This is a genomic window from Microbacterium arborescens, assembly GCF_049707515.1.
Taxonomy (GTDB): Bacteria; Actinomycetota; Actinomycetes; order Actinomycetales; family Microbacteriaceae; genus Microbacterium; species Microbacterium arborescens_B.
Window position 1 is genome coordinate 232319 of record NZ_JBNAFI010000003.1, and the last position, 24962, is coordinate 257280.

General features: G+C 71.4%; 26 protein-coding genes. 19 read left to right on the top strand and 7 right to left on the bottom strand.

The window, feature by feature from the left end; all coding sequences use genetic code 11:
• Window positions 1-8: 8 nt before the first annotated feature.
• From flgK to ACPYN5_RS08110, 3 genes are read left to right on the top strand one after another with little or no spacing between them, the layout of a single operon-like run.
• On the top strand, window positions 9-1412 hold the full coding sequence (gene flgK / locus ACPYN5_RS08100) for a flagellar hook-associated protein FlgK (RefSeq protein ID WP_424448471.1): 1404 nt from the start codon (window positions 9-11) through the stop codon (window positions 1410-1412).
• A gap of 13 nt (window positions 1413-1425) precedes the next feature.
• Window positions 1426-2307, top strand: coding sequence for a flagellar hook-associated protein FlgL (flgL, locus tag ACPYN5_RS08105; RefSeq protein WP_424448472.1), 882 nt, complete (start codon window positions 1426-1428; stop codon window positions 2305-2307).
• Entirely contained in the window at window positions 2304-2672 is a 369-nt protein-coding gene (locus tag ACPYN5_RS08110; RefSeq protein ID WP_424448473.1) for a flagellar assembly protein FliW, read from the top strand. Before flgL ends, ACPYN5_RS08110 begins: the two co-directional genes overlap by 4 nt.
• Window positions 2673-2710: 38 nt before the next feature.
• Here ACPYN5_RS08110 and ACPYN5_RS08115 read toward each other — a convergent pair whose 3' ends face one another.
• Window positions 2711-3784 (bottom strand): sugar-transfer associated ATP-grasp domain-containing protein, encoded by a 1074-nt coding sequence (locus tag ACPYN5_RS08115; RefSeq protein WP_424448474.1) that lies wholly within the window; start codon window positions 3782-3784, stop codon window positions 2711-2713.
• 97 nt (window positions 3785-3881) lie between these two features.
• Window positions 3882-4727, bottom strand: coding sequence for a flagellin N-terminal helical domain-containing protein (locus ACPYN5_RS08120; RefSeq protein WP_424448475.1), 846 nt, complete (start codon window positions 4725-4727; stop codon window positions 3882-3884).
• 72 nt (window positions 4728-4799) lie between these two features.
• Between ACPYN5_RS08120 and ACPYN5_RS08125 the strand changes: the two genes are divergently transcribed.
• Genes ACPYN5_RS08125 through ACPYN5_RS08155 form a run of 7 tightly spaced genes read left to right on the top strand, consistent with a single transcriptional unit; the run spans window position 4800 to window position 10987 of the window.
• Window positions 4800-5654, top strand: a complete 855-nt coding sequence (locus ACPYN5_RS08125; protein WP_424448476.1) for a metal ABC transporter ATP-binding protein — start codon at window positions 4800-4802, stop codon at window positions 5652-5654.
• Entirely contained in the window at window positions 5651-6532 is an 882-nt protein-coding gene (locus ACPYN5_RS08130) for a metal ABC transporter permease (protein ID WP_424448477.1), read from the top strand. The genes ACPYN5_RS08125 and ACPYN5_RS08130 overlap by 4 nt, the downstream gene beginning before the upstream one ends.
• A gap of 10 nt (window positions 6533-6542) precedes the next feature.
• Window positions 6543-6959, top strand: a complete 417-nt coding sequence (locus ACPYN5_RS08135; protein ID WP_424448478.1) for a Fur family transcriptional regulator — start codon at window positions 6543-6545, stop codon at window positions 6957-6959.
• A complete protein-coding gene (locus ACPYN5_RS08140; protein ID WP_424448479.1) occupies window positions 6937-7956 on the top strand; it encodes a permease in 1020 nt (339 codons plus the stop codon). The genes ACPYN5_RS08135 and ACPYN5_RS08140 overlap by 23 nt, the downstream gene beginning before the upstream one ends.
• Window positions 7949-8881 (top strand): TIGR03943 family putative permease subunit, encoded by a 933-nt coding sequence (locus ACPYN5_RS08145; RefSeq protein ID WP_424448480.1) that lies wholly within the window; start codon window positions 7949-7951, stop codon window positions 8879-8881. The genes ACPYN5_RS08140 and ACPYN5_RS08145 overlap by 8 nt, the downstream gene beginning before the upstream one ends.
• 10 nt (window positions 8882-8891) lie before the next feature.
• Entirely contained in the window at window positions 8892-10304 is a 1413-nt protein-coding gene (locus tag ACPYN5_RS08150; RefSeq protein WP_424448481.1) for a hypothetical protein, read from the top strand.
• On the top strand, window positions 10301-10987 hold the full coding sequence (locus tag ACPYN5_RS08155) for a DNA-3-methyladenine glycosylase (RefSeq protein ID WP_424448482.1): 687 nt from the start codon (window positions 10301-10303) through the stop codon (window positions 10985-10987). The genes ACPYN5_RS08150 and ACPYN5_RS08155 overlap by 4 nt, the downstream gene beginning before the upstream one ends.
• A gap of 264 nt (window positions 10988-11251) precedes the next feature.
• Here the strand turns inward: ACPYN5_RS08155 and ACPYN5_RS08160 are convergent, their stop codons facing one another.
• Window positions 11252-12706, bottom strand: a complete 1455-nt coding sequence (locus tag ACPYN5_RS08160) for an HNH endonuclease signature motif containing protein (RefSeq protein ID WP_424448483.1) — start codon at window positions 12704-12706, stop codon at window positions 11252-11254.
• Window positions 12707-12783: 77 nt separating this feature from the next.
• Between ACPYN5_RS08160 and ACPYN5_RS08165 the strand changes: the two genes are divergently transcribed.
• The gene (locus ACPYN5_RS08165) at window positions 12784-12963 is read left to right on the top strand and encodes a hypothetical protein (RefSeq protein WP_424448484.1); all 180 of its coding nucleotides are present in this window, start codon (window positions 12784-12786) and stop codon (window positions 12961-12963) included.
• Here the strand turns inward: ACPYN5_RS08165 and ACPYN5_RS08170 are convergent.
• Window positions 12960-16169 (bottom strand): DEAD/DEAH box helicase family protein, encoded by a 3210-nt coding sequence (locus ACPYN5_RS08170; RefSeq protein ID WP_424448485.1) that lies wholly within the window; start codon window positions 16167-16169, stop codon window positions 12960-12962. The genes ACPYN5_RS08165 and ACPYN5_RS08170 overlap by 4 nt on opposite strands.
• A gap of 235 nt (window positions 16170-16404) precedes the next feature.
• Here ACPYN5_RS08170 and rpmB point away from each other — a divergent pair, with 235 nt between their 5' ends.
• Genes rpmB through rpsN form a run of 3 tightly spaced genes read left to right on the top strand, consistent with a single transcriptional unit; the run spans window position 16405 to window position 17121 of the window.
• Complete coding sequence (gene rpmB, locus ACPYN5_RS08175) at window positions 16405-16641, top strand: 50S ribosomal protein L28 (RefSeq protein ID WP_424448486.1); 237 nt, start codon at window positions 16405-16407, stop codon at window positions 16639-16641.
• On the top strand, window positions 16641-16811 hold the full coding sequence (gene rpmG / locus ACPYN5_RS08180) for a 50S ribosomal protein L33 (protein ID WP_005051772.1): 171 nt from the start codon (window positions 16641-16643) through the stop codon (window positions 16809-16811). The genes rpmB and rpmG overlap by 1 nt, the downstream gene beginning before the upstream one ends.
• 4 nt (window positions 16812-16815) lie before the next feature.
• Complete coding sequence (gene rpsN / locus ACPYN5_RS08185) at window positions 16816-17121, top strand: 30S ribosomal protein S14 (protein ID WP_023953697.1); 306 nt, start codon at window positions 16816-16818, stop codon at window positions 17119-17121.
• 104 nt (window positions 17122-17225) lie between these two features.
• Here rpsN and ACPYN5_RS08190 read toward each other — a convergent pair whose 3' ends face one another.
• Genes ACPYN5_RS08190 through otnK form a run of 3 tightly spaced genes read right to left on the bottom strand, consistent with a single transcriptional unit; the run spans window position 17226 to window position 19907 of the window.
• Window positions 17226-18005 (bottom strand): DeoR/GlpR family DNA-binding transcription regulator, encoded by a 780-nt coding sequence (locus ACPYN5_RS08190; protein ID WP_424448487.1) that lies wholly within the window; start codon window positions 18003-18005, stop codon window positions 17226-17228.
• A gap of 25 nt (window positions 18006-18030) precedes the next feature.
• On the bottom strand, window positions 18031-18678 hold the full coding sequence (locus ACPYN5_RS08195; RefSeq protein WP_424448488.1) for a class II aldolase/adducin family protein: 648 nt from the start codon (window positions 18676-18678) through the stop codon (window positions 18031-18033).
• Complete coding sequence (otnK, locus tag ACPYN5_RS08200; RefSeq protein ID WP_424448489.1) at window positions 18675-19907, bottom strand: 3-oxo-tetronate kinase; 1233 nt, start codon at window positions 19905-19907, stop codon at window positions 18675-18677. The genes ACPYN5_RS08195 and otnK overlap by 4 nt, the downstream gene beginning before the upstream one ends.
• Window positions 19908-20093: 186 nt before the next feature.
• On the opposite strand from otnK, the gene ACPYN5_RS08205 reads away from it, so the two are divergent.
• The 5 genes from ACPYN5_RS08205 (at window position 20094) to ACPYN5_RS08225 (ending at window position 24857) form a co-directional block, all read left to right on the top strand.
• The gene (locus ACPYN5_RS08205) at window positions 20094-21455 is read left to right on the top strand and encodes a homoserine dehydrogenase (RefSeq protein ID WP_424448490.1); all 1362 of its coding nucleotides are present in this window, start codon (window positions 20094-20096) and stop codon (window positions 21453-21455) included.
• Between the two features lie 82 nt (window positions 21456-21537).
• The gene (locus ACPYN5_RS08210; protein ID WP_424448491.1) at window positions 21538-22866 is read left to right on the top strand and encodes an SLC13 family permease; all 1329 of its coding nucleotides are present in this window, start codon (window positions 21538-21540) and stop codon (window positions 22864-22866) included.
• Between the two features lie 179 nt (window positions 22867-23045).
• Complete coding sequence (locus ACPYN5_RS08215; protein WP_424448492.1) at window positions 23046-23183, top strand: hypothetical protein; 138 nt, start codon at window positions 23046-23048, stop codon at window positions 23181-23183.
• Window positions 23184-23185: 2 nt separating this feature from the next.
• On the top strand, window positions 23186-24358 hold the full coding sequence (locus tag ACPYN5_RS08220) for an alpha/beta hydrolase (protein WP_424448493.1): 1173 nt from the start codon (window positions 23186-23188) through the stop codon (window positions 24356-24358).
• A gap of 211 nt (window positions 24359-24569) precedes the next feature.
• Window positions 24570-24857, top strand: coding sequence for an HU family DNA-binding protein (locus tag ACPYN5_RS08225; RefSeq protein ID WP_036304753.1), 288 nt, complete (start codon window positions 24570-24572; stop codon window positions 24855-24857).
• The last annotated feature ends 105 nt before the right edge of the window (window positions 24858-24962 follow it).

Here is a 24962-nt window from a genome sequence, read left to right on the forward strand (position 1 = left end):
GGACACCGATGTCGACATTCAGCGGGTTGGGGACGGCCGCGAGCGCACTCGCGGCGGCGCGCCGTGGCATGGACATCGCGGGGCAGAACGTCGCCAATCAGCTGACCCCGGGTTACACGCGGCAGCGGCTGGAGACCTCGGCCATCGCCGCGCCCGCGGGCTCCACCCGCTTCGGACCGGTCGCGGGGCAGGGTGTTTCCGTCGACGCGATCGGGCGCCTGGGAGATGCTGTGCTCGACGCGCGGGTGCGCGACACCCTCGCCGCATCCGGCTACTGGTCCACACGTGCCCAGACCGCGGCGCGGGCGGAGGCGGCGCTCGCCGAGCCGAGTAAGAACGGTGTGTCCGACCAGCTCTCCCAGTTGTGGACGGCATGGCAGGACCTCTCGAACGCGCCCGACTCGACGGCGGCAGCGGCTGCGGTGCTGACGCGGGGCGAGACCCTCGCCGCGCGCGTCGCCGACGGTTACCGCTCCGTCGCCGAGCAGTGGTCCGCGGCGCGCGATGCCGCCGAGCGCACGGTGGACCAGGTCAACGCCGCCGCAGCCGAGATCGCCGACCTCAATGCCGGCATCCGCGAGGCCGCCGCCGCGGGCGGCTCGGCCAACGAACTCGTCGACCGGCGCAATCTGCTCGCCCAGACCGTTTCCCGCCTGTCGGGCGCCGTGGGCACGATCGAGCCCGACGGCACGCTGACGCTGCGGGTCGAGGGGAACGCGCTCGTCTCGGGATCCCGCGCCCGTGCGCTCGAGGTCGCCGGGCCCCGCTCCATCGGGGCGGGTGAGCCCGTAACCCTCGCGTGGCGCGAGCCCGGCGCTCCGCCGGTCGGCGTATCGAGCGGTGAGCTGGCGGGCACGCTGTCGGTGCTCGCGCCGGCCGGCGCCGGCGGAGTGCTCGCCGGGCTCGCGGCGTCGTACAACGACCTGGCGACCTCCCTGGCCGAGTCCGTCAACGCGCAGCACCGTCTCGGTGCGACGGCATCGGGGGCTGCCGGCGGTGACTTCTTCGCTCTGGCCGCCGGCGTGCCCGCGGCCCTCGGGTTGAGCGTCGTGCCTCGCGGACGCGATGAGCTCGCGATCGCGCGTCCGGGCGCCGGCGCGCTCGACGGCGGAAACGCCGATGACCTGTCGGGCATCGGGAAGCGCGCCGACGGGCCCGACGCCCTGTGGAGCGACGTGGTATCGCGCCTCGCGGTGGCCACCGCGGCCGAGGCCGGTCACGCGGCGCGAGCCGAGACGACGGCTGTCGCGGCCGTCGCCGCGCAGCAGTCGGTCGCCGGCGTCGACAACGACGAGGAGACGATGAGCCTGCTGACCTACCAGACCGCGTACCAGGCGGCCGCGCGTGTCCTCACCGCCGTCGACGAAGCTCTCGACATCCTCATCAACCGCACCGGCCTCGTCGGCCGCTGACATCCGGAGCGCCATGATCACCCGAGTCACGTCGCAGACCCTCGCCCAGTCCGCCCTGCGCAACCTGCAGTCGGGGCTGAACGACCTGTCGCGACTGCAGAACCAGGCGACGTCGCAGCGTGCGTTCGCGGCGCCCTCGGACGACCCCGCCGCCGCCGCGGCGGCACTGGACCTTCACGCCGCCCAGCACCGGAACTCCCAGTACGCGCGCAACATCGGCGACGGCCTCACCTGGGTGACGACGGTCGACAACGCCATCTCGGCGTCGACGTCGCTGCTCGGACGGGCCCGCGATCTGACGCTGCGCGGCGCGAACTCGGGCGCCCTCGACGCGAACTCCCGCGAGGCGATCGCACTCGAGCTCGAGACCATCGCCGACGAGCTGTTCACGCAGGCCAACACCACGCTCCTCGGACGATCCGTCTTCGCGGGAACCACGGACGGCAGCGCGTTCAACCCCGACTTCACGTTCGCGGGCGTCGCCGGCAGCGAGGTCCGCCGGCGCGTGGCCGACGGCGAGACGGTTCGCGTCGACGCGAGCGGCGCCGAGGTGTTCGGGTCGGGGGACGACTCGGTCTTCGCGCTGATCGGGTCGATCGTCGCCGATCTGCGCGGCGGCGCCGACGTCCGCGGCCGCATCGATCAGATCGACGACCGTCTGAACGCGATGCTGGGGGTGCAGGGCACGGTGGGGGCGAGGCAGAATCAGATCATGCGAGCCAAAGACGCGGCGGCCGACGCCACGGTGTCCCTCGAGGCGCAGCGCGCGGCCGTCGAGGACGTCGACACGGTCGAGGTGCTCGTCGCGCTGCGGTCGCAGGAGCTCGTGTACCAGTCCGCGCTCGCGGTGACGGCACGGGTGATGCAGCCGACGCTCATGGAGTTCCTCCGATGACCGCGCTCGAGTTCGTGACACCTCCGCCCGGGCTGTCGCCGCACACGGCGTTCGCGCTCGACGAGGTCGATGCCGCGGGCGGTCTGTACGCGCTGACGGCCGCCGCCGATCCCGAGGTGCGGCTGTTCGCGGTCGATCCGGCGGCCGTCCTCGAGGACTACGCCCCCGTGCTCTCCGACGCGCACGTCGCGGACCTGGGACTCGCAGCGCCCGATGACGCCCGCGTGCTGGTGGTCGCACGGATGACGGACGAGGGCATCGGCGTGAATCTCCTCGCCCCCGTCGTCATCAACCGGCGCACCGGCGCGGCCGCTCAGGTGATCCTCGAGGGTCAGGACCTCCCGGTCCGCGCGCTGCTGTCCTGACGCGCACGCGCCGGGCGCGGCCGCGGGGCCGGACGGGCTCAGGCGGCCGCGGGAACCGTGACGCCCTGCGCGGCGGGCGATGCCGCCCGGGCGTCCGCTTCGATCGCGGCGAGGTAGCGGGGCTTGTGGCCCGTGCGGATGCCGGTCGCGCTCGGCTTGTTCTCGTAGACGCCCGCCGCCCAGTTGCCCTCCACGAGCACCGGACCGGTCGGCGACACCGCGATGTCCCAGCCGACGTATCGCACCTGCGGCACGACGCGGGCGAGACGGTCGACGAAGTCGAGCACCTCCTCGAACATCGGCAGGCGGAAGTCGGCGATCCGGATGCCGCTGTCGGGGTGCGTCGGATAGACGCGGTCGTTCGAGTCGTAGCCGTCGCCGGTCGCGCGTCCCGTCTCGTCGAGCATCGCGTAGAAGCCGCCGAAGGCGTTCTGGTCGCTCACGGCGCCCCGGCCGAACTTCTGCGCCATCGCGAGGATGTGCGTGCGCTCGCCGTCGAAGTAGGTGGTCACGCGCGTCGTGTTCACGGTGCCGGAGCAGAGGGCGTTGAGTTCGTCGTGCTGGCTGATGACCTCTTCGATGAGCGTCTCGCCGCGCTCGAGCAGTCCGCGGTGGAACCGGGACCAGTCGGTGACGTCGCGGGCGAGGTAGCGGTGGACGCCGAGTCCCGCGCGTCCCATCGGCTCCTTGGTCACGATCGTTCCGTGTCGCAGCGCGAAGGCGCGCACGTCGTCGGCGTTGTCGTCGGTCACGACCATCCACTCGCGCTGCAGGTGCGGGGCGAAGGTGTCGTTGAAGGCGATCTTGTCGTGGAACAGATGACGGTAGGCCGGGTCGTCGAACCGCACCGCGAGGCGGTGCGAGACCGGGCTGGTCATGTAGGTCGCCCGCTCGGCGGGGGTGAGCATCGCGAAGTCGTAGTCGATGTAGTCCTGGAACCCCACGCCGCGGACGCCCGCCTGCCACAGCATGTCGACGACGACGCCGAGGGTGCTCCGGCCGTGCCGCCGGCCCGCTCGCCGAGCGCGGGCGACGAGGCTGCCCGGGTTCACGTGTCGAGCCCGTTCCCACAGGAAGGGGAGACCGGGCGTCAGGGTTCGGGGGGATGTCATCGGGTTCCTCGTCAGTTCTCTCAGGCGCGCTCCCGCGGTGCGCCCGCGACGGCGATGGGTCCTGCGTCGGGCGGCGCAGGACCCACCGTCGCGAGGCTTACCGGAGCAGCTGGAGCACGCCCTGGTTGGCCTGGTTCGCCTGCGCGAGCATGGCGGTGCCCGCCTGCGACAGGATGTTCGCCGCGGTGTACTTGACCATCTCGGCCGCCATGTCGGTGTCGCGGATGCGGCTGTTGGCCGCCGACAGGTTCTCCGCCGACACGTTCAGGGTGTTGATGGCCGACTCGAAGCGGTTCTGCGATGCACCGAGGCTCGACCGGGCGGTCGAGATCGCGTTGATCGCGGTGTCGATCGTGTCGACGGTGCCGCGTGCGGCGGCGTTGTCGGTGATCACGAAGCCGGCGCCCACGGCGGTGCCGTCGGCGGAGGCGAGCGTGCCGACGGCGTCCGCGACGTCCGCCAGGTTGATCGTGATCGCGTCGTTCTCCGTGCCGCCCGAGCCGACCTGGAACGTCAGCGTGCCGCCCTTGAGCAGGTCGATGCTGTTGAAGTTCGTCGACTCGGCGATGCGCCGCAGCTCGAGGCTGAGCTCACCGGCCTCCTTCGAGATGGCGTCGCGCGAGTCGGCGTTGTTCGAGCCGTTGCCGCCCTGGACGGCCAGGTCGCGCATGCGCTGGAGGATCGAGTGGACCTCCGTCAGGGCGCCTTCCGCGGTCTGGATGACCGAGATGCCGTCCTGGGCGTTGCGCGATGCGACGTTCAGGCCGTTGACCTGCGACTTCAGTCCCTCCGAGATGGCGAGACCTGCGGCGTCGTCCGCGGCGCGGTTGATGCGCAGACCGCTCGAGAGCTTCTCGAGCGACTTCGACACGTCGTTCTGCGTGTTGGACAGGTTGCGGTACGCGTTGAGCGCGCCCACGTTGGTGGCGATCTGCATTCCCATGTTTCATTCCTCCGTGATTGGGATGAGCGGGAGCCCGTCCTGGGCTCCCGGAGTCCATCCGTGGACTCCTGGATGCCTCTATCGACCGCTTCGCCGCATCGGTTAGGCGGGTACGCTGACCCGGTGAGCCTGCTCGAGATCCGTGGTGCCGCCCTGCGCCGTTCCGGACGCGAGTTGTGGAGCGGACTCGACCTCACCGTCGAACCCGGAGAGCTCATCGCCGTCCTCGGTCCGAGCGGCTCGGGCAAGACGACGCTTCTCCGGGCGATCCTCGGTCTCGAGCGTTTGAGCGAGGGCTCGATCACCGCGCTGGGCCGATCGGTGCGAAGCAGGGGCAACCGGTCGATCGGTTACCTGCCGCAGGCGCGACCGCTTCCCCGCGACACCGCGCTGCGGGCCCGCGACCTCATCGCCCTCGGGGTCGACGGCCACCGCTTCGGCCTCCCGCTTCCCCGCAAGCGCGACCGCGAGCGCGTCGACCGGCTGCTCGACGGCGTCGGTGCGAGCGCATTCGCCGACCGTCCGGTCGGGGTCCTCTCGGGCGGCGAGCAGCAGCGCCTCCGCGTCGGTCAGGCACTCGCCGACGACCCGCAGCTGCTGCTGTGCGACGAGCCGCTCACGAGCCTCGACCTCGCGAACCAGCAGGCCGTCGTCGGGCTCATCGACCGCCACCGGCGCTCGGGTGCCGCCGTGCTGCTCGTGACGCACGACATCAATCCCGTGCTCGGCAAGGTCGACCGCATCCTCTACATCGCGAACGGCCGCTTCACTCTCGGCACCCCGAAGGAGGTGCTGACGTCACCCGTCCTCAGCGACCTGTACGGAGCGCCGGTGTTCGTGCTGCGGGCCGGTGACCGGCTCGTCGTCGTCGGCGCCCCTGATGCCGACGCCTCGCATCACCACCACGACCACGGAGACCACGCATGAACTGGCCCGACGTGTGGGACGCGATGTTCGGCGGGCTCCCCGTGTACGGCGACATCCTCGCGCTCGTGCAGAACTCGGTGTGGGCGGGGGCCGTGCTCGGCCTCGTCGGCGGCCTCATCGGCGTCTTCGTGCTGCAGCGCGACATGGCCTTCGCGGTGCACGGGATCAGCGAGCTCTCCTTCGCCGGCGCCGCGGCGGCGCTGCTGATCGGCGTCGATGTCGTCACCGGATCGATCGTGGGGTCGATGATCGCGGCCGCCCTCATCGGGTGGCTGGGGTCGCGCGCCCGCGACCGCAACTCGATCATCGGCGTGCTCATGCCGTTCGGCCTGGGCCTCGGCATCCTCTTCCTCTCGCTCTACGACGGTCGCAGCGCCAACCGGTTCAGCCTGCTCACCGGGCAGATCGTGTCGGTGCAGTCGGGCCAGCTGAGCTGGCTCATCGGCATCGGGGCCTTCGTGCTCGTCGCGCTGATGCTGATCTGGCGTCCCCTTCGCTTCGACTCGCTCGACCCGCAGTCGGCTGCGGCCCGCGGTGTTCCTACCGTCGCGGTGTCGCTGGGGTTCATGCTGCTTCTCGGCCTCATCGTCGCCGTCGCGGTGCACATCATCGGTGCGCTGCTCGTGATGGCTCTGCTCGTCACCCCCGCCGCCGCGGCCGTGCGCGTTGCGAGCGGGCCGCTCTCGGTGCCGCTGCTGGCGGCCTTGTTCGGGGTCGTCTCGGCGGTCGGCGGCATCCTGCTCGCCGTCGCGGGCACCCTGCCCGTCAGCCCCTACATCACGACGATCTCGTTCACCATCTATCTCGTGTGCCGCATCATCGGCGGCCGCCGCGGCCGTGTGCTGCGCACCCAGCCGACCCCGAGACACGCCGAGTAGACTCGCCGCCATGGCTCAGCGGAACACCTGGCAGCGCGAGCGCGTGCGCACGGCGCTGTCCGACGCCCGCGGTTTCGTCTCGGCCCAGGATCTGCACGCCTCCCTGCGCGACGACAACACCGGCATCGGACTGGCCACGGTCTACCGGGCGCTCGCGACCCTCGCCGCATCGGGCGAGGCCGATCAGCTGCAGAGCCCCGAGGGCGAGGCCATCTACCGCGCGTGCTCGAGCGAGGGTCACCATCACCACCTGATCTGCCGGTCGTGCGGACTGACGGTGGAGATCCAGGCCTCGGATGTCGAGGAATGGGCGCACCGCACGGCTGCCGCGAACGGCTTCACGCAGGCCGAGCACGTCGTCGACATCTTCGGTCTCTGCGCCGCGTGCTCCGCCGCCCGAACCGATGAGAAGCGTGGCGGGGCCTAAGACCGCACGGCTCGCGCCTTCGCCCGCGACGCGTTCCGCCGTCGCGCTGGGGGTCGGTGCGGCCGTCGTCGCCGCTCTCATCGCCGTCGCAGCGCTCACGCCCGGTCCCGCGCTGCCCACGCGCGCGCAGGACGGCGTCACCCTGGGTCTCAGCGTCCTCATCGAGTCGCTGCCCTTCGTGCTGCTCGGCGTCGCGCTGTCGATCATCGTGCAGGTGTGGGTGCCTCCGGGAGTCATCGAGCGGTGGATGCCGCGGCGTGCCTGGGCCCGCCGGGCGGTGCTGTCGCTGCTGGGCATGCTCATCCCGGTCTGCGAGTGCGGCAACCTGCCGTTCGCGCGCGGGCTGATGATCCGCGGCTTCTCCGTGCCCGAGACGATGACCTTCCTCATCGCGGCGCCGATCGTGAACCCCATCGTGATCATCACGACGCATCAGGCGTTCGGTTTCGACGACGGCATCCTCTTCGCCCGTCTGCTCGGCGGCTACGCCGTCGCGAACCTCATCGGGTGGCTGTACTCACGGCATCCCGATCCCGACGGCCTGCTGACCGACCGGTTCCTGGCCGCGTGCGAGCTCGCCGCCGAGGACCCCGGCGGCAAGGGGCGGCGCAGCCTCGCCCAGTTCGTCGTCGAGCTCCGAGCGGTCATGCCCGCGCTCATCCTCGGGTCGGCGATCGCCGGTGCCGTCCAGGTGCTCGTCCCGCGCGACGCGCTGCTCGCGATCGGATCGAACCCGGCTCTGTCGATCCTGGCGATGATCCTGCTGGCGATGATCGTGTCGATCTGCTCGAACGTCGACTCGTTCTTCGCGCTGTCGTTCGCATCGACCTTCACTCCCGGCTCGATCGTCGCGTTCCTGCTCGTCGGTCCGCTCGTCGACGTGAAGATGCTGGCGCTCATGCGCACGACGTTCCGCTCGCGGGTGCTGGTCGCGCTCGTCGTGATCGTCGTGCTGTTCGCGATCGCCCTCGGAGGGGTGGTGAATCTGGTTGCCTAAGTCCTCCGCCGTGCTGACGCGCCTGTTCGGTGTCGGCCTCGCCGCAGCGCTCGCGGCCATCACCGTCACGCTCGCCCTCACGGGGCGGATCGGGCTCTACATCAACCCGGACTCGGCCTGGTTCGCCGTCGGGATGTCGGTGCTCGGCCTCATCGGGACCGTCGTGAGCTTCGCGCTGCCGCTCGGCGCCGAGGCCGATCACGGTCACGACCACGGCGAGCTGCACGACCACGGCGCGGTGGGACATGAGCCCCCCGCGCCCGCGCACGCCCATGTCGACGTGCCGGTCTCGCGCCGAGCAGCCCGCGCCGCTGTCCCTGACACCGTGTCCCCCGCGCTCGCGCCCGAGACCGCTCTTCTCTCCGGTGACACCGCCGCGCCCGCCGCCGGGGTCGCACCCGTGCGGTCGCGGCCGGATTGGCGCCTCGTGCTCGGGGCGGCGGCGGCCGGGACGGGCGGCCTGCTCGCGACCGGCATCGTCGCGGTCGTGCTGGTCACTCCGCCCGCGACGCTGTCGGCCGAGCTGGCGATGTCGCGCGACACGGGCACGCCGCCGCTGTTCCAGGGAGCCGACACCGTCGCGCTCGCGACGACCGGCGACACGTCGTCGTTCGGGGTCGGCGAGTGGGCGAGCGTCTTCGCGACCGCGACGAATCCCGAGGCGTTCGAGGGCGACGAGATCAGTCTGACGGGCTTCGTGACTCCCTCCGATTCCGGCGGGTTCGGGCTGACCCGTCTCGTGATCACTCACTGCGTCATCGACGCGCAGCCCGCGAGCATCCCGATCGGGCAGCCGTCCGACGTCCCCGCGACGGGGGAGTGGGTGACGGTCACCGGCGTCATCCGCGATCGCGACGGAGCACTCGTCGTCGAGGCGACCGGCGTGCAGTCCGTCGACGAGCCCGAGGACCCGTATGAGTACTGAGGGGTCGGACGTGGCATCGTCGCGGCGGGGGCGCATGCGCGAGCGGCGGTCGCGGCGGTTCGTCGTCGCGATGGCGGCCGTCGTGGGCGCGCTCGCACTCGTGGGCGGCGCGAGCGGAGTGCTCACGACGGTGCAGGGGCCGCGGGTGACCGCGACGAGCGTCGACCCGCAGGCCGGCATCGAGTCGGCGGGTTCGCGCCTGATCGTCACGACGACCCAGTCGCTCGAGGAGGTCGACCCCGCGCAGGTGCACATCGAGCCCGCGGCCGACTTCACCGTCGACACGTCGGGGCGGCAGATCGGCATCCGATTCGTCCTGCCGCTGCGCGACGCCACCGACTACACGGTGCGGATCGACGGCGTGACGGGGCTGGGCGGCGGGCCGGCGGCGACGATCGAGCAGTCGTTCTCGACGCCCGCTCTCGAGACCTACATCCTGCAGCGGGGCGGTGATGAGGACACCATCTTCCGGACCGCGCTCGACGGCGAGAGTGCGGTTCCCGTGTTCACCGATCCGCGCATCGAGGACTTCCGCGCGACGTCGACCCACCTCGCGATCGTCACCGCCGACGACGAGGGCGTCTCGACTCTCGTCGTGACCGACCGCGACGGCGAAGGCGCGCGCGAGCTGCCGCTGCCCGGACGCGGCTTCGTGACCAATCTGCAGACCGCCGACCGCGGCGACCTCATCGGGTACACCTTCACCGACGCGGCGATCGGTTCGGGGGGCGGCCTCGAGAGCGCGCTGTTCACGAGGTCGCTCGCCGACGGCCGGGCCGACGACGAGCCCGACCGGTTGCAGTTCGCCGGCGGGGATGCGCGGGTCGACGACTGGCGTTTCGTGCCGGGCACGGATGCCGTGCTGCTGCTCGGTTTCGACGGGGCGTTGACCCTCGTATCGGCGGGGGGCGGCGAGCCGGTATCCCTCGGCAACGCGATCACGATCGACGGCATCGCCCGCGGGTCGACGGAGGCCATCGTGCAGCGCGCGAGCGGACTCGTGGCGATCGATCTGGCGACCGCGGAGGAGCGTCCGCTGAGCGCCGCGGATGCCGCGGACGGCGAGACGCAGTCGGTCACGGCGCTGCCCGGCGACGCCGACGAGACCCTGCGCGTGCTGTCGCAGGTCGACGGGTTCACCGTGCTCGAGACCTCCGCCGCCATCGTCGGCGCGGATGGAGCGACGCGCGACGTGTTCTCCGTTGCTCCCGGCGATCTGCTCCTCCACACGTGCGTGTCGCCGAGCAGTCGGTACGCCGCGTTCCTGGTCGCGCCGGACGCGGTGTCGAATCCGTACGACGCGTACCTGCTCCCGCTTCCCGAGCGGGTGCAGACCCACATCGTCGATCTGGGCACCGGGGAGGAGGTGTCGGCCCTCAACGGGTTCGACGTCTCGTGGTGCCAGAGCGCGCCGCGGCCATGAGCGCTGTTCCGGTCGGGTTTCATCCCGCGACGCGTGACGAGCTGGCCGGGCTTCCCGTGGAGGTCGCGCCGCGTCTGCTCGGCGGGATGCTCGAGGTCACGGTCGATGGTGTTCAGGTGGTCGCGCGGTTGACCGAGGTCGAGGCGTATCACGGGCGCGACACCGGCGATCTGCCCGACCCTGGTTCGCACGCCCGCATGGGGCAGACCGCGCGCAACACAACGATGTGGGGTGAGCCTGGGCACCTCTACGTCTATCTCAGTCACGGCATCCATTCGTGTGTCAATGTCGTCTGCGGACCGGCGGGTGTCGCCGGCGGTGTGCTGCTGCGTGCTGCCGAGATCGTCGCGGGTGAGGATGCCGCCCGGCTGCGGCGGCCCGCGGCCCGCGCGGCGCGCGATCTGGCACGGGGCCCCGGCCGGCTCGGCGAGGCGCTCGGGCTGCGGCATCCCGCTCACGACGGTATCGACGCGGTCGCGGGCCTCGAGCGGGCGGGGGCGGTCGCCCGGCTGACGCTGCGCGACGAACCGGAGCGTGATGTCGCGACCGGTCCGCGCGTGGGTGTCGCCGGGATCGCAGGAACGGATGCCTTCCCGTGGCGGTTCTGGATCGCCGCTGACCCCACGGTCTCCGCCTTCCGATGGGGCCGCGGCGCGGCCGAAGCCGCCTCGGCATCTGGCTGACCCGGGCGGCATGCCGGGGGGCAGGCTGACCGGGCTGGGTGCTGATGGGCTGGCAGCGCGCGGACTAGGAGGCGCTGGCCCTCTCGTGGGTGATCCACACGGCCGGGTGCCGACCACGGATGGGGTCACCGCGCGACTGCCGCGCGGCAAGAGCCGTCGGGCGTGCGGGTGGCGTGCGCCGAGGCGGAACGGCGATGGCCTGAGCCGAAGCACGACGGCGCGCGCGGGTGGCGAGGTGCATCGGCGGTGACTCCGATCGGCTACTCAGAACGGCGGTGATGCGCCGGGCGTCATGGTGGTTGCGCCCGACGGTCGCAGTGGTCCGCTCCGCGGTGGCGGGGCGTCCGGGTTCCCTGGTGGTTCCCCGATGGTGAAGGCGACGAGGGGTGGTGGTGCGTCTTCGCGGTAGACCCGCCCTGTCGGTGAGGTCCACACGAGGCGCCCGCCGGGGAGTTGTCGAAGTTGCCACCGGGTGTGGTGTTTGACGTCGTGGTGTCTCTTGCACAGGTGCGCGAGGTTGCACACGTGGGTCGCCCCGCCGTCGGATGCTGCGGTGGTGTGGTCGATTTCGCAGCGGATGGCGGGTTGCCGGCATCCGGGGAATCGGCAGTGCCGGTCCCGCGCTCGCAGCAGCCGGATCATCGCGGCGGTGGGCCGGTAGGAGTCGCATTCGAGCACGGTGCCGGTGACGGGGTGGGTGAGGAGGCGGTCCCAGGAGGTGCTGTTCCCGGCGAGCTCCCTTGCCGTAGCTGCGTCGATGGGGGAGCGGCCGACGAGATCGGCTGGCCCGTCGTCTTGTCCGATGAGCGTCAGCGCGGACACCGCGACCTGCACATGCGCACGGATCGCTCCGAGGGTCCCTTCCCCGTCGCCGGTGGCGGTGGGGTCGAGGGCGGGTGTGCCGGCGAGGAGAAGGTCGGAGAACACGTCTGCACGGACCTGATCGATGGTGCGTGTGTCACCCGCGAACGACGACCCGTCGCCGGCCGTCCCGAACAAGTCCCCGTCGCCGGCCTCATCCGCGCCATCCGCCGCGTCCGCGGCCTCCACGTGGGGCCGGGCGTTGATGATCTCTCGCGCCTGCCGGGTCAGCCGGTCGACGATTCCGTCGGCGATGACGGTGGGGAGTGTTGCGATCAGGTCGGACATCCCGTCCGGCCCCGCCTGGGCGCGGACGCAGCGCCCTGCTGCGGCTTCTTCGTGGCGTTCGATGAACGTGCGCGGGTGCAGGCGCTGCGCGAGGAACTCCAAGGAGGCCCGCACCCGGTTCGGCGTCTCACTCTCGCACTTCTCGATCGCGACCCGCTCGAACTCCTCCCGGGTGTCGGCGGGGATGATGCATCCCACGTCCTGAATCACGCGCACGTGCCCCCGCACGATCCGCCCCGCCTCCCAGGCAGCGAGGGTCAGCGGGTAGTTCTCCACGAGGTCTCGGGCTTCGTCGATCCGCCGCTGCAGCGTCCGGTCGGTGGCCACGAACACCCCGGCCAGTTCAGCGGCGATGCCACGTAACGCCATTTCGCGTGCCTTCACCCTCTCCGAAGCGCCCGCCGTCTGCGTCTCGGCAAGCCGACCGGCCGCGGCGAGCACCCGTACTTCGTAGATCTGCGCAGCGCGTCCCGCATCCGCAGCCGTCTCGGCGTCCGCGACGAGTTGGGCGAGGGCGTCCATGTCGCCGTCGCTTCCCATCCCGCTGCCCGGTCCCCCGTTCGAATGCATGTTCGAATCTTGCCATAGACCTCCGACATCGGCCCACGACTTTCCACAGCCTCGGCTTGGCCGATTCGAGTCCACCAGTGAGCGCGAATTCCGCGCGCCCGCGCCCGCGCCCGCACCGCAGCGGCCCGGCAAGCTCGCCGCTTCTCGCCACTTCCCGCGAGCTCATCCGCCGCGCCAGTCGCGCCCGCATCCACATCCGCATCCGCATCCGCATCCGCATCCGCTCGGCCGCGATCAGCGAAGCGCGCGTTCTCTAGTCCCAGCGCTCGATGACCGAGAGGTCGTCGCCCACCGAGCCGGCGCGTCGAGCCTCGGCGACCAGCACGAGGGATGCCGGGCTGTCGACGGCATGAAGGGCACACGGACCGACCGTGCGCTCCCAATCGTCGGCGAAGGCCCGCACCCGAGCCGCGGCGAGACCGAACGCGGCCGGCACCGGCAGGAACAGCGACCGTCCCGCGCTGCCCGACCGCCGCGCGTCCCGCGGGCCCGCCGCGCGCCGCAGCAGCCAGCGGACGAGCGGGGAACGACCTCCGGCATCGACCTGCAGCAGGAAGCGCGGGGTGCGGACCGGGCCGATCAGCTCCGACATCGTCGCAGCGAACACGCGCTGCTCCTCGAGCGAAGCGCGCCTCAACCTGATGTCGATCTTCCGGATGCCGCCACGCGCCGCCGGCGAACCCGAACCGAAACCCGAACCCGAACCCGAACCCGAACCCGAACCCGAACCCGAACCCGAACCCGAACCCGAACCCGAACCCGAACCCGGCCCGCTGGGCCCGTCCGACCCACCTGATCCGCTCGACCCGCCCCGAGCCGCCGGTGAGGCGCCAGCGACCTCCGGCACCGCATCGGCGCCGACACGGCCCGACCGCTGCAGCGCGGCCACGACGACCAGCGCGATGCGGCGGTAGAGCTCGGCCGCATCGGCGTGCGCCCTCCGCGACCGCAGCCACGTGCGCGCGACAGGACCACCTGCCGTGACCGCGCCCGTGAGCAGGAGCGAGCCGGCCACGATGGCCCAGATCGCCGCAGCTCCCGCCCCGCCCGCCGCAGCTCCCGCCCCGCCTGCCGCAGCTCCCGCACCGGCGACCAGGAGGGTGACCGCCGCGGCCGTGACGACACCCGCCGCGGCGACGGCTCGCGCGAGCACGGCATCCGCCCGTCGGCGCGTGCGGAACACCGGCTCGCTCCGGGGTCGCACGACGATCGAGTCGACCGACTCGCGGTCGGCGTAGGGCTCGCCCACGCGCCACCGCTCGCGGGTGCGCTCCCGCGGCTCGATGACGGTCAGGTCATTCAGCGCCTCTGCAGACGGGCGGTCGACCGACGCCAGCAGGCGCCGCTGCTCGGCGACGAGCGCGCACGAAAGCCCGCGTGCGATGCGCTCGGGGTCGTCCCGTTGGACACCCCAGAGTCGTTCGTGCTTGCGCCGCAGACGCGCCAGATCGGGTGCCGCGTCGATCGGTGAGGACGGGGGTAGCAGTGCTGTGACCGTCCAGATGTGCGCGACCTTCTCGGCCCAGCCGGGATCGAGGCGCAGCGCGCGACCGCGCAGCTGCTGAGTCGCCGAGGGCGTCGCCACCGACGAGAGATCGACGAGAGTGTTGACCGCGGGACAGTCCCACCCCTCGCCGAACAGACCGCGCGTCCCGACCACCACGTCGATCTCGCCCCGGGCCAGGAGCACCGCCGCGGCCCGTACGAACCCCGCAGCGCCCACGCCCGCTGCGGACAACTCGGAGACTCCGGGTTCGTCCGCCACCGCGCTCGCCACGACCTCGGTTCCCAGAACCGTCGACCACGCGGGGATCAGCGACTCGGCGTATCGCGTCGCGACGCGCGTCGTCGATCCGGTGATCAGGACGCCGCGCAGGTCCGCGGTCGCGGCATCCGCGGCGAGCACGGAGAAGGTGCGCAGCGCCCCGGCCCGACCGATCAGGCCGCCGTGTCGGTTGCCGTGCTGGCTGAAATCCGTCACGACGAGAGCGCGCAGCCGAGCGCCGAGCCGGTCGCGTTCGAGCCGCAGGATGTCGCAGACGGCGCGGTCCTTCGACAGCGACGACGCCAGCATCGTGTCGATCGGATCGCGCGTGCTTCGCAGTCCCCGGTCGGTGAGGGCGAAGCCGAAGTCTGCGAGGGTCGACCGGATCCGCTCCCACCGGTCGTGGGCGGACGCGTCGGGCAGCACGCGGTCGAGCGCGAACCGACCGAGCAGGCGGAGGGACTCCTCGGTCGTCGGCGGGCGGCGGGCCGGCGCCGGCAGGTGCGCGATGAGCGGATGGTCGGGGTGCACGGTCGTGAGCATGGCCGCTGCCGCCTCGGCGCCGGCGAAGTCATCGGCGAACGCGAGCGACAGCCGCGCGTCGACATCCTCGGCCGAGTCGTGCGGCTCCCGTGCGGGCGGTGGTGTCAGCGCCGAGGCGGGCGCCGCATCCGCACTTGCATCCGCCGCCGTCGCCCCGGTCGTCGTCTCGGGAACGGCATCCCGCGCCGGCGGCTGCAACGTCTCGAGCAGGTAGCGCGCGCCGTCGTCGTGCGAGAACGTCGAACGGAGGAGAACCGTGAGGGCGGTCGCGGCGCCGGAGAGGAAGGCCAGTTCGTCCGCCGTCGGCTCGACGAACCGCACGTGCTCGCGGTAGGGAGCCAGGTTCCCCTCGCGAACGACGGCCGGCACCGGCACCTCGTAGTCGACGTCGCCGAGGAGGGACGTGTAGTTGTCGTAGGCATCACCGTCGTCCGGCGAGGGGAGGGTCGCCGTCAAACCGACCACGAGCGGGGTGCGCCCGGCGGTGCGCAGACGCGCGACGAGGGCCGCGACGACGAGGGCCCAGTGATCGAGCAGGTGATGGCATTCGTCGAGCACGATCGTCTCGACGCCGTGCGCGACGAGACGTTCGATGAGCGCACGGGCGTTCGGATGCAGCGCCCGCTCGAGCGCATCCGGATCCTCATGCGCGATGCGCCGTCGCAGCGTCCGGGACCGGCGTGCGATTCCGGACGCGTAGGCGCGGCCGTTCCCGTCGCGCAGACCGTCGAGCCAGGCGGATGCCGCATCCGGGGACCGTCCGTCCTGCTCGAGCTCTCGCAGCCAGCGCTCGTGAGCGAGCGTGGCGAGCGGATTATCGCCGTCGAGCACGCTCACGACCTGGTACGTCAGCGCGGTCAGCTCGCCGGGAGAGGCGCCATCGGTGGAGACGTCGTCGTCAGCGGTGGCGAGACGGCGGGCCGCGTCTGCCCACTGGTCGCGGATCGTGACCGTCGGCGCGAGCACGAGAGTCCTGGTCCCGCGTCGCATGGCGAGCAGAAGGCCGAGCAGCGTCTTGCCCGAGCCCGGCGGAGCGACGATGTGCAGCGGGCCCGCGGCCTCGACATCGACGCGTTCGAGCACATCGGCTTGATACCGTCGCAGCCGTCCATCGAAGCGCCATCGCCGCAGCGGCGCCTCGACCTCCGACGACATAGCGGCAGTATCTCAGACCGGGTGGAGGCGGCATCCGGCGGCGTCTCCGGGCAACCCGACTCCGGCCCAGGCGGCACGCCGCCGCGTGCTAGACTGCCTGTTTGTCTGCGCGCACTCCAGCACGCAGTACGTACCCACTCCCCATCGCAGGCCCGAAACGGCCGGATGAGGCGCGGGTGCAGACAAGGGATCTTGGGTGGCACCGTCCGGTGTCACGGTACTAAGGAGAATCACTATGGCAGCAGTGTGCCAGGTGACCGGAGCAATTCCCGGCTTCGGTCACAGCATCTCGCACTCGCACCGCCGGACGAAGCGTCGCTTCGACCCGAACGTGCAGAAGAAGACCTACTACGTTCCTTCGCTTGGTCGCAAGATCACGCTGAACGTCTCGGCTAAGGGCATCAAGGTCATCGACGCCCGCGGCATCGAGTCGGTCGTGAAGGACCTCATCGCGAAGGGTGTGAAGCTCTAATGGCGAAGAAGGCTCAGGACGTCCGTCCGATCATCAAGCTCCGTTCGACCGCCGGTACGGGGTACACCTACGTGACGCGCAAGAACCGTCGCAACAACCCCGACCGCATCGTGCTGAAGAAGTACGACCCGGTGATCCGCAAGCACGTCGAATTCCGAGAGGAGCGCTGATCTCATGGCTAAGAAGAGCAAGATCGCGCGCAACAACCAGCGTGAAGAGGTCGTCGCCCGCTACGCCGAGAAGCGTGCCGAGCTGAAGAAGACCCTCGTCGACCCGAACGCGACCGACGAGGCCCGCGAGGCCGCCCGCGTCGGCCTGCAGAAGCTGCCGCGCAACGCGTCGCCGGTTCGCGTCCGCAAGCGCGACGCCATCGATGGTCGCCCCCGTGGCCACCTCTCGAAGTTCGGCATCTCGCGTGTTCGCTTCCGCGACATGGCGCACAAGGGCGAGCTGCCCGGTGTGACCAAGTCGAGCTGGTAAGCCAGCCCGCGTCGAGCAAGTCGAGCTGGTAAGCCAGCCCGCGTCACAGCACCGAAACCCCCGTTCCGAGTTCTCTCGGGGCGGGGGTTTCGCCTTTCCCGGCGTCAGGCGCGCACGAGCTCCAACCCGGCCGCCCCGAGGTCGGCTGCGGCGGCGTCGGAAAGGCCCGCGTCGGTGATCACGGTGCCGAGCTCGTCGAGGCGCAACGCGCGGTACTTCGCGAAGCGGCCGTACTTCGAACTGTCGGCCATGAGCACCGCCCGCTCGGCTGATTCCACCGCCGCGCGCTTCGCCTCGATCTTGGCCTCGACCGGGGTCGTGACGCCGTGGCTGAGGTCCCAGGAGCTCGACGAGATGAACGCCAGGTCGAGCGACAGCTCGGCGAGCGAGAGGCGGGTGAGCCGGCCGATCGTCGAGAGGTTGGTCTTGTCGACACGTCCCCCGACGCAGATCAGGTCGACGCTCGGGTGATCGAGGAAGGTCTGCACCGTGGCGAGGTCGTTCGAGACGACGGTCAGGTCGACGACGTGGTCGAGGTGCGGCCGCATCGCCTGGACGGTCGTCCCGGCGTCGAGGTACACGGTCATCGTGTCGCGCACGAGGCCGGCTGCCGCGCGCGCGATCGCGGACTTCTCGGCGACGTCGGTGGCCGCCTTCTCGGCGCGCGGCGGCTCGGACAGCAGGCGTGGCGCGAGCTTGACGCCACCCGTCGTGGAGTGAGCCAGGCCCTGCTCCTCGAGCGCGGCGACGTCGCGCCGCACGGTCATCTGGCTGACGCCGAGCAGGTCGCTGAGCTGACGGAAGCTGAGCACGCGTTCGCGGTGCAGGTGCTGGACGATGATCGCCCGCCGCTGGTCGGGGATCATCGGAGCCGCATCCGTCATCGGCGCCCCTTCTGTCGGCATCAGCCTACTGATGTGCGTCGCCGGTCCACGGCATGTTCCAGCGCTGTGTGATGGCCGCGACCTGCTCGGCGGCGATGAGGCGGCGCGGTGCTCCCTGCGTCATGAGGGCGATCCGGCACGCCTCCTCGAGCTCGATCGTGCTGTCGACCGCCGTGGCGGCATCCTCCCCGCTCACGACCGCGCCGTGGTTGGCGAGGAGCGCGGCGCGGAACGGATGCGGGCTGCCGGTGATGAGCTCTCCCATGGCGGGGTCGCCCGGGGCGACGAAGTCGAGCAGCGGAGTCTGCCCGACCCGCATCAGCGCGTAGGGGGTGAGGGGCGGGACCGCGCTGTGCGCCGACCACGGCTCGAGGCACGACAGAGCGACCGCCGAGGGGGAGTGCACGTGGACCACGGCGGTGTGGTCGGGGTTCTTCGCGTACAGGGCGAGGTGGAGCGACACCTCTTTCGACGGACGGGCGCCGGCGAGATGCCGACCGTCGAGGGAGAGCTCCGCGAGATCGGTCGGGAGAAGTGCTCCCAGGCGGGAGCCGGTGCCCGACATGAGCACACGGTCGCCGGTGCGGATGCTGACATTGCCGGAGCTGCCGGGGCTCAGGCCGGCCTCGACGAGTGCCCGGCCGGCTTCGATCAGCTCGTCGACCGCGCTCACGCGAGGACCCCCCACGCCGCGGTGAACAAGTCGTCGGCTCCGAAGTTGCCGCTCTTCAGCGCCAAAGCCACACGCCGCCCGTCGGCCGTCGACGCGCCGCTCCAGCACACGCCGGGGGCGAGCTGTGGTCCGATCTCCAGCAGCGAGACACCGAGCCGCTGGACGACCGCGCCGCTGGTCTCGCCGCCCGCGACGATCACCCGGTGCACGTCTTCGCTGGCGACGAGCTGCGACACGACCGACGCGAGCACGTCCTCGACGGCGGTCGACACGTCGGCCGACCCGACCCGGATGTCCGCCAGCTCGCCGACCGAGTAGATGACGGGCACGGCATCCGCGGACAGTCCGCGCACCCACGCCGCGAGGGCGGCGGCCTCGTCGTCGGGGTGAGCGACGGCGCGGTCGAGGTCGACACGCCTCAGGTCGGCTCCCGCCGCCTCGGCGTGCGCGAGCTGGGCCCGGGTCTTGCGCGACGCCGAGCCGCACACGACGAGTCGTCCCGGACCGATCGGGTCCAGGGTGCCGGCGACGGCTCCCGCCGGTGCGTCGATGCCGGCCGCGAGCGCGGCCCCGCCCGAGAGGACCCGCAGGTGGGAGGACGCGGCGGCGATCGCGTCGAGGTCGGCGTCGGTGACGGCGTCCACGATCAGGTAGCCGGGCTGCGCCGCGTCGATGGCCGCGCGCAGCGGCGTGACGCCTTCGCGGACCACTCGCAGCGGGATCTCGGTGATGGCGGCGTCGGTCTGCGGGGCGAGGATGTCACGCAGGCGGGACCTCGTCATGGGGGTCAGGGGGTGGTGCCGCATCGACGAGTCCTCGAGGAGGTCGTCGCCGACGTAGAGCAGCCCGTCGCGGACCGTGCGACCGTTCGCGGGGAACGAGGGGACGACGACCGTGCGGTCGGCCCGCACGCGGCCGAGCACGGCGTCCAGGACCGGGCCGATGTTGCCCTCATCGGTGGAGTCGAACGTCGAGCAGTACTTCACGTAGAGACGTTCGGCTCCGGCGTCGACAAGACGCTCGACAGCCCGCAGCGACGCCGCGACGGCGTCGGCCGCCGGTGCGGTGCGGGTCTTGAGCGCGACGACGACAGCGTCGGCGTCGGCGAGAAGGGCGGGATCGACGGGGCGGTCCTCGATCACGACGGCGGCCCGCATCCCACGTTCGCGGAGAGTCGTGGCCAGGTCTGTCGCGCCAGTGAAGTCGTCGGCGACGGCGCCGATGTGCATGGGAAACCTCTTCGTTCGAGTTCGGCCGGTCGGGGGTTGCGGTCGTCTCCGGGGAGTGACCTCTCCAGTGTATGTGACGATTTGAGATGATTTTTGACAATCTGTGAGAAGCCGTTACAGTTGCAGGCGCTCCCCGAGGTCCATGCCGGATCCTCGACAACTCTCGACGATGAAACAGGAACAACGGTGATCCAGAGCCCGGCCACCCGCCGCACGGCCGTCATCCGCATCGCCCTCACCGGCGCCAACGGCGGATACGGGCGCACCCTCCTCGACCAGCTGCGACGCCTGCCCGACATGGTCGCGGCCCAGTTGGTCGACCCCGATGTCGACGGTGTCGTGCGCATGCTGACCGATCTCGGCGTGAACGAGGACGGCTTCGTGCGCGCAGCATCCGCCGCCGAGGCATCCGCCGCCGTCGAGGCGGGCAAGATCGCCGTCATCGCGGACGGGGCCCACCTGGCATGGAGCCACGCTGACGTCCTCGTCGAGGCGACGGGACGCATCGAGGCCGGGCACGCGTACGCCGACACCGCCCTCGATTCCGGCACCCACGTCGTGATGGTCAGCAAGGAGATCGAGTCGGTGGCCGGCGTCGCGCTCAGCGCCAAGGCGCGCGAGCGGGGCCTGCGGTACCTCCCCGGCGACGGCGACCAGCCCGCCAACCTGATCCGTCTCGTCGCGTGGGTGCTCGCCGCCGGGTTCGACATCGTCGCGCTCGGCAAGTCGGGTGAGTACGACCTCGTGTTCGACCCGGCGACGGGAGTCGTCGAGCAGAACGGCGTCGAGGTCGCGGCCCCGGCTCTCGCGCACCTGCTCGACCTCGGCGACGACCTCACCGCGACGCTCGCCGCACGCGCGGCGGCCGTCGCCGACCTCAAGCGTGCCGCGGCCGCCGATTCCTGCGAGATGAACGTCGTCTCGCTGTACACCGGTGCGGTCGCCGACGTCGAGGCGATGCACTACCCGGTCGCTCGCCCCGACGAGCTGGCCGACATCTACGCGGAGCGCACCGACGGCGGCATCCTCGGGTCGACGGGCGTGATCGACGTCTTCTCGATGCTGCGCCTGCCCGGCGAGGCGAGCTTCGCCGGCGGGGTGTTCGTGATCGTGCGCACCGGCGACGACGTGACCTGGGACATCCTGCGCGGCAAGGGCCACGTGGTGAGCCGCAACGGCCGCTACGCCTGCATCTACTGGCCGTATCACTTCATGGGGATCGAGACCCCGCTCACGGTGGCCGCCGCCGTCGACGGAACCGCCTCGACGCCCGCGCCGCGGCAGCACACCCTCCTGGCTGCGCGGGCGACGGCGGACCTCACCGCGGAAACGGAGTTCCGCGTCGAAGGGCATCACCATGAGATCGCCGGTGTCGCGCCGGTGATCGTCGCCCCCGACGCGGGCGAGATCGCCCCCTATTACCTGCTGTCCGGCGCGCGGCTGCGCCGCGACATCCCCGCGGGCTCGCTCGTGACGCTCGCGGACCTCGACGGTGTGCCCGCAGCGGCGCTCGCCGCCTATCGCACCGGCCTCGCGCTCGGCCGCTGACCCACCCGATTCCGACTACCTGGAGATCAACGTTGATGCACCGTGACCTGACCGTCCGTCCGATCGTGGGAGGGATGTCCGCATGACCGTGGAGATCATCGCCCTCATCGTCCTCGTCGCCGTCTTCGCCATCTCGGCGATCCGCAACGTGCACATGGGCGCGCTCGCCCTCGTCGCCGCCGTCCTCGTCGGGGTGCTGCTCGTCGGTGAACCCCTCGACGACGTCCTCGGCGGCTTCCCCGTCGACGCGCTGCTGATCCTCCTCGGGATCACCTACCTGTTCGGCATCGCGCGGACGGTCGGCGCGATCGACTGGCTCGTCGACCGGTCGGTCCGTCTCATCGGGGATCGGGTCGCCCTCATCCCGTGGGCAATGCTGGTCGTCGGCACGCTCGTGGCCTGCCTCGGCACGTCCCACGCGGCGTTCACGATCGTGCCGATCGCCATGAGCTTGGCGCACAAGCACCGCATCCACACGACGATGATGGGCATCGTCATGAGCTCCGCCATCGTCGGCGGCGCCCTGGCCCCGACCAGCATCGTCGGCATCACCGTCATGACCGTCGCGAACTCCGCTGAGATCCCGTACAACGCCGGCCTCATGTTCGCCCTGTCGATCGGCGTCAATGCCCTCGTCGTGCTCGTCGCCTTCTTCATGTTCGGCGGGCGCGAGCTGATCGCACGCGGTCGTGCGGCCAAGGCCGCGCGCACCTCGGGCGGCGGAGCCTCGCTCGGCGGCCGCGTCGGCGGGAGCGGCGTCACGGGCGTCCTTCCCCAGACCGCGACGCAGAAGCTCACCGGCTACCAGCTGTTGACGCTGATCTCGATCCCCGTCCTCGTCATCGCCTTCTTCACGCTGACGATCAACGACGTCGACCTCAACCTCGGCGCCGTCGCGCTGACGATCGCCGTCCTGCTCGCCTTCATCAACCCGAAGGTCGGCCGCGAGGCGCTGAGCAAGGTCGACTGGGGCACCATCCTGCTGCTGGGCGGCATCATCACCTACGTCGGCGTGCTCACCCGCCTCGGCGCCATCGATCAGCTCGGCGAAGCCGCGCGTTCGGTGAGCGTCCCGATCATCGCGGCCGTCGTCCTGTGCGTGATCGCCGCGCTGGTCTCGGCGTTCGCCTCGACCATCGGCATCATCGGAGCGCTCGTCCCGCTCGCCGTCCCGCTGCTCGTTCCCGGCGGCGGGCTCGAGATGACCGGGTTCATCTATGCGCTGGCGATCTCGGCGTCGCTCGTGGACTGCGCGCCCTTCGGCACGACGGGAGCGACGATCGTCGCGTCGGGCCCGGAGGAGGACCGGCCCCGGCTGTACCGGCACCTGATGATCTGGGGCCTCTCCATGGTGCTCATCGGCCCCGCGATCACCATCCTGCTCTTCGTGGTGCCCTTCCTCGGGGCCTGACGCCGGCGACGAAGCCCCCATCCCGATCCGTCGGGGTGGGGGCTTCGGGCTGTTCGAGCCGGCCCGACGCGCGCTGAGCCTGTGAACGGGACGACGGTCGCCGGACACCACTGCTACACCGTGCGCATCCTCTTCGCAGGGGGATGCGCAGCGTCGGCATTCCCCCGTAGCGTCGAAGGATGGACCCCAGCTCGATGATCATGGGCGGCGCCATCGCGTCCATCATGTGGATCGCGTTCGTACCGTGGGCGAAGCTGCGGCGCTTGCGCGAACTCGACGACCGCGCCGACCGCGCCGACGAACCGAACGGAGACTGAGCATGCCGCTGGACCCGTTCTTCGCCGAGCGGCTGCGTACGCACCGCCGCTACCTCCTGCGACAGGCCTGGAAATCGGTCACGTCGGCGGTCGCCGAGCGGATGCCGCGGCCCGCCCGCGCTCCGGCCGCCGACGGCGTCCCGGGTGCGGTCTCCGCGACGCCCGCTCAGCCGGCCGCCGAGTCCTCTGCCCAGCTGGCCGCCGAGTCCTCTGCCCGGCCGGCCGCCGAGTCCTCTGCCCGGCCGGCCGCCGACACCGCGAAGCCACCCGCCAAGCGGCCGCTCACCCCGCGCGAACGGCACCGCAAGGCCGCGTTGTCGTGGGACCGTCAGGAGCTGCGCACCGTCGGCACCCCCGGCCCGCCCATCGCGACGACCGAGCACCGCGTGCCGGTGCCCGGCTATCCCGACGTGCGCGTGCGCGTCTACCGTCCGAGCACCCTCGTCGACGGCGTTCCCGCCCCCGCGTGCCTGGTGCTCGGCGGCGGAGCGTTCCGCATCGGTGGCATCGACTACCCGACGGCGGATGCCGCGTGCCGGCGCCGTGCCGAGGCATCCGGTGTCGTGCTCGTCGCGGTCGACTACTCCCTCGCCCCCGAGCATCGCTACCCGACCCAGATCGAGCAGGCGTACGCGGCCTGGGAGTGGCTGCACGACGAGGCTGACGCGCTCGGAATCGACCCGGAGCGCGTCGGCATCTCGGGGTCCTCCGCCGGCGGCAACCTGGCGGCTGTGCTGACCCTGATGAATCGCGATCGCGCGCGACTGCCCGTGGCGGTCCAGATCCTCGAGGTGCCGGTGACCGACCTCACCGGGCGTCGGATCGATCTGCGGGCGACGTACGCGCTCGGCATCCCCGCGTTCATCGCTCTGCGTGAGCTCGTCTCCGTCGCCCGGACCTACCTCGGCGACCGGACGCGCGCCCGCGAGTCGTATGCGTCGCCCATGCGCGCTGATTCGCTCGCCGACCTGCCGCCCGCCGTGGTGCTGACCGCGGAGTACGACCCGCTGCGCGGCGACGGCACCGCCTATGCGGCGAGGCTCCGGCGGGCCGGTGTGGATGCCAGCGCAACCCGCTATCTCGGCGTGACCCACGACACCCCCATCTACGTCGGAGCGCTGCCCGCCGCCCGCCGCTGGGAGGCCGAGGTCGTCGCGGCACTGCGCCGGATCTGAGCCGCGGAGCCGTCACATCCGTCCCACCCGCCCCGAAAACGGGCGACACGCCGGGTGAAAGCGCCGTCCGAAGCCGGGAAATCCGCGAAATTCCGCGGAATCCGCGTATATTCGGGACCGGTCGAACGACCAACCGCGGGACGCGAGTCCCTCGGGAACCACCCAAGCTGTCGGCGGCGCGTCCGTCGTCCGCCGTCTGGAGGACAACCCTATGGCTGACAAGTCCATCACCAAGACCGAGCTCGTCGCGAGCATCGCCAGCGCCACCGGTCAGAGCCAGGCCGCCGTCTCCGGCGTTCTCGACTCGCTCTTCACGACCGTCTCCGAGGCCGTCGCCAAGGGCAGCAAGGTCTCGATCCCGGGCTGGATCGCCTTCGAGCAGGTCGACACCGCCGCGCGCACCGGCCGCAACCCGCAGACCGGCGAGGAGATCAAGATCGCCGCGGGCAAGCGCGTCAAGGTGACCGCCGGCTCGAAGCTGAAGGCTGCCGTCAAGTAATCGACGACGATTCACCGGAGGGGGATGCCGTACGGCATCCCCCTCCGTCGTGGCCCGCCCCCCCCCCCCCCCCCCGCCCCCCCCCCCCCCCCCCCCCCCGCCCCG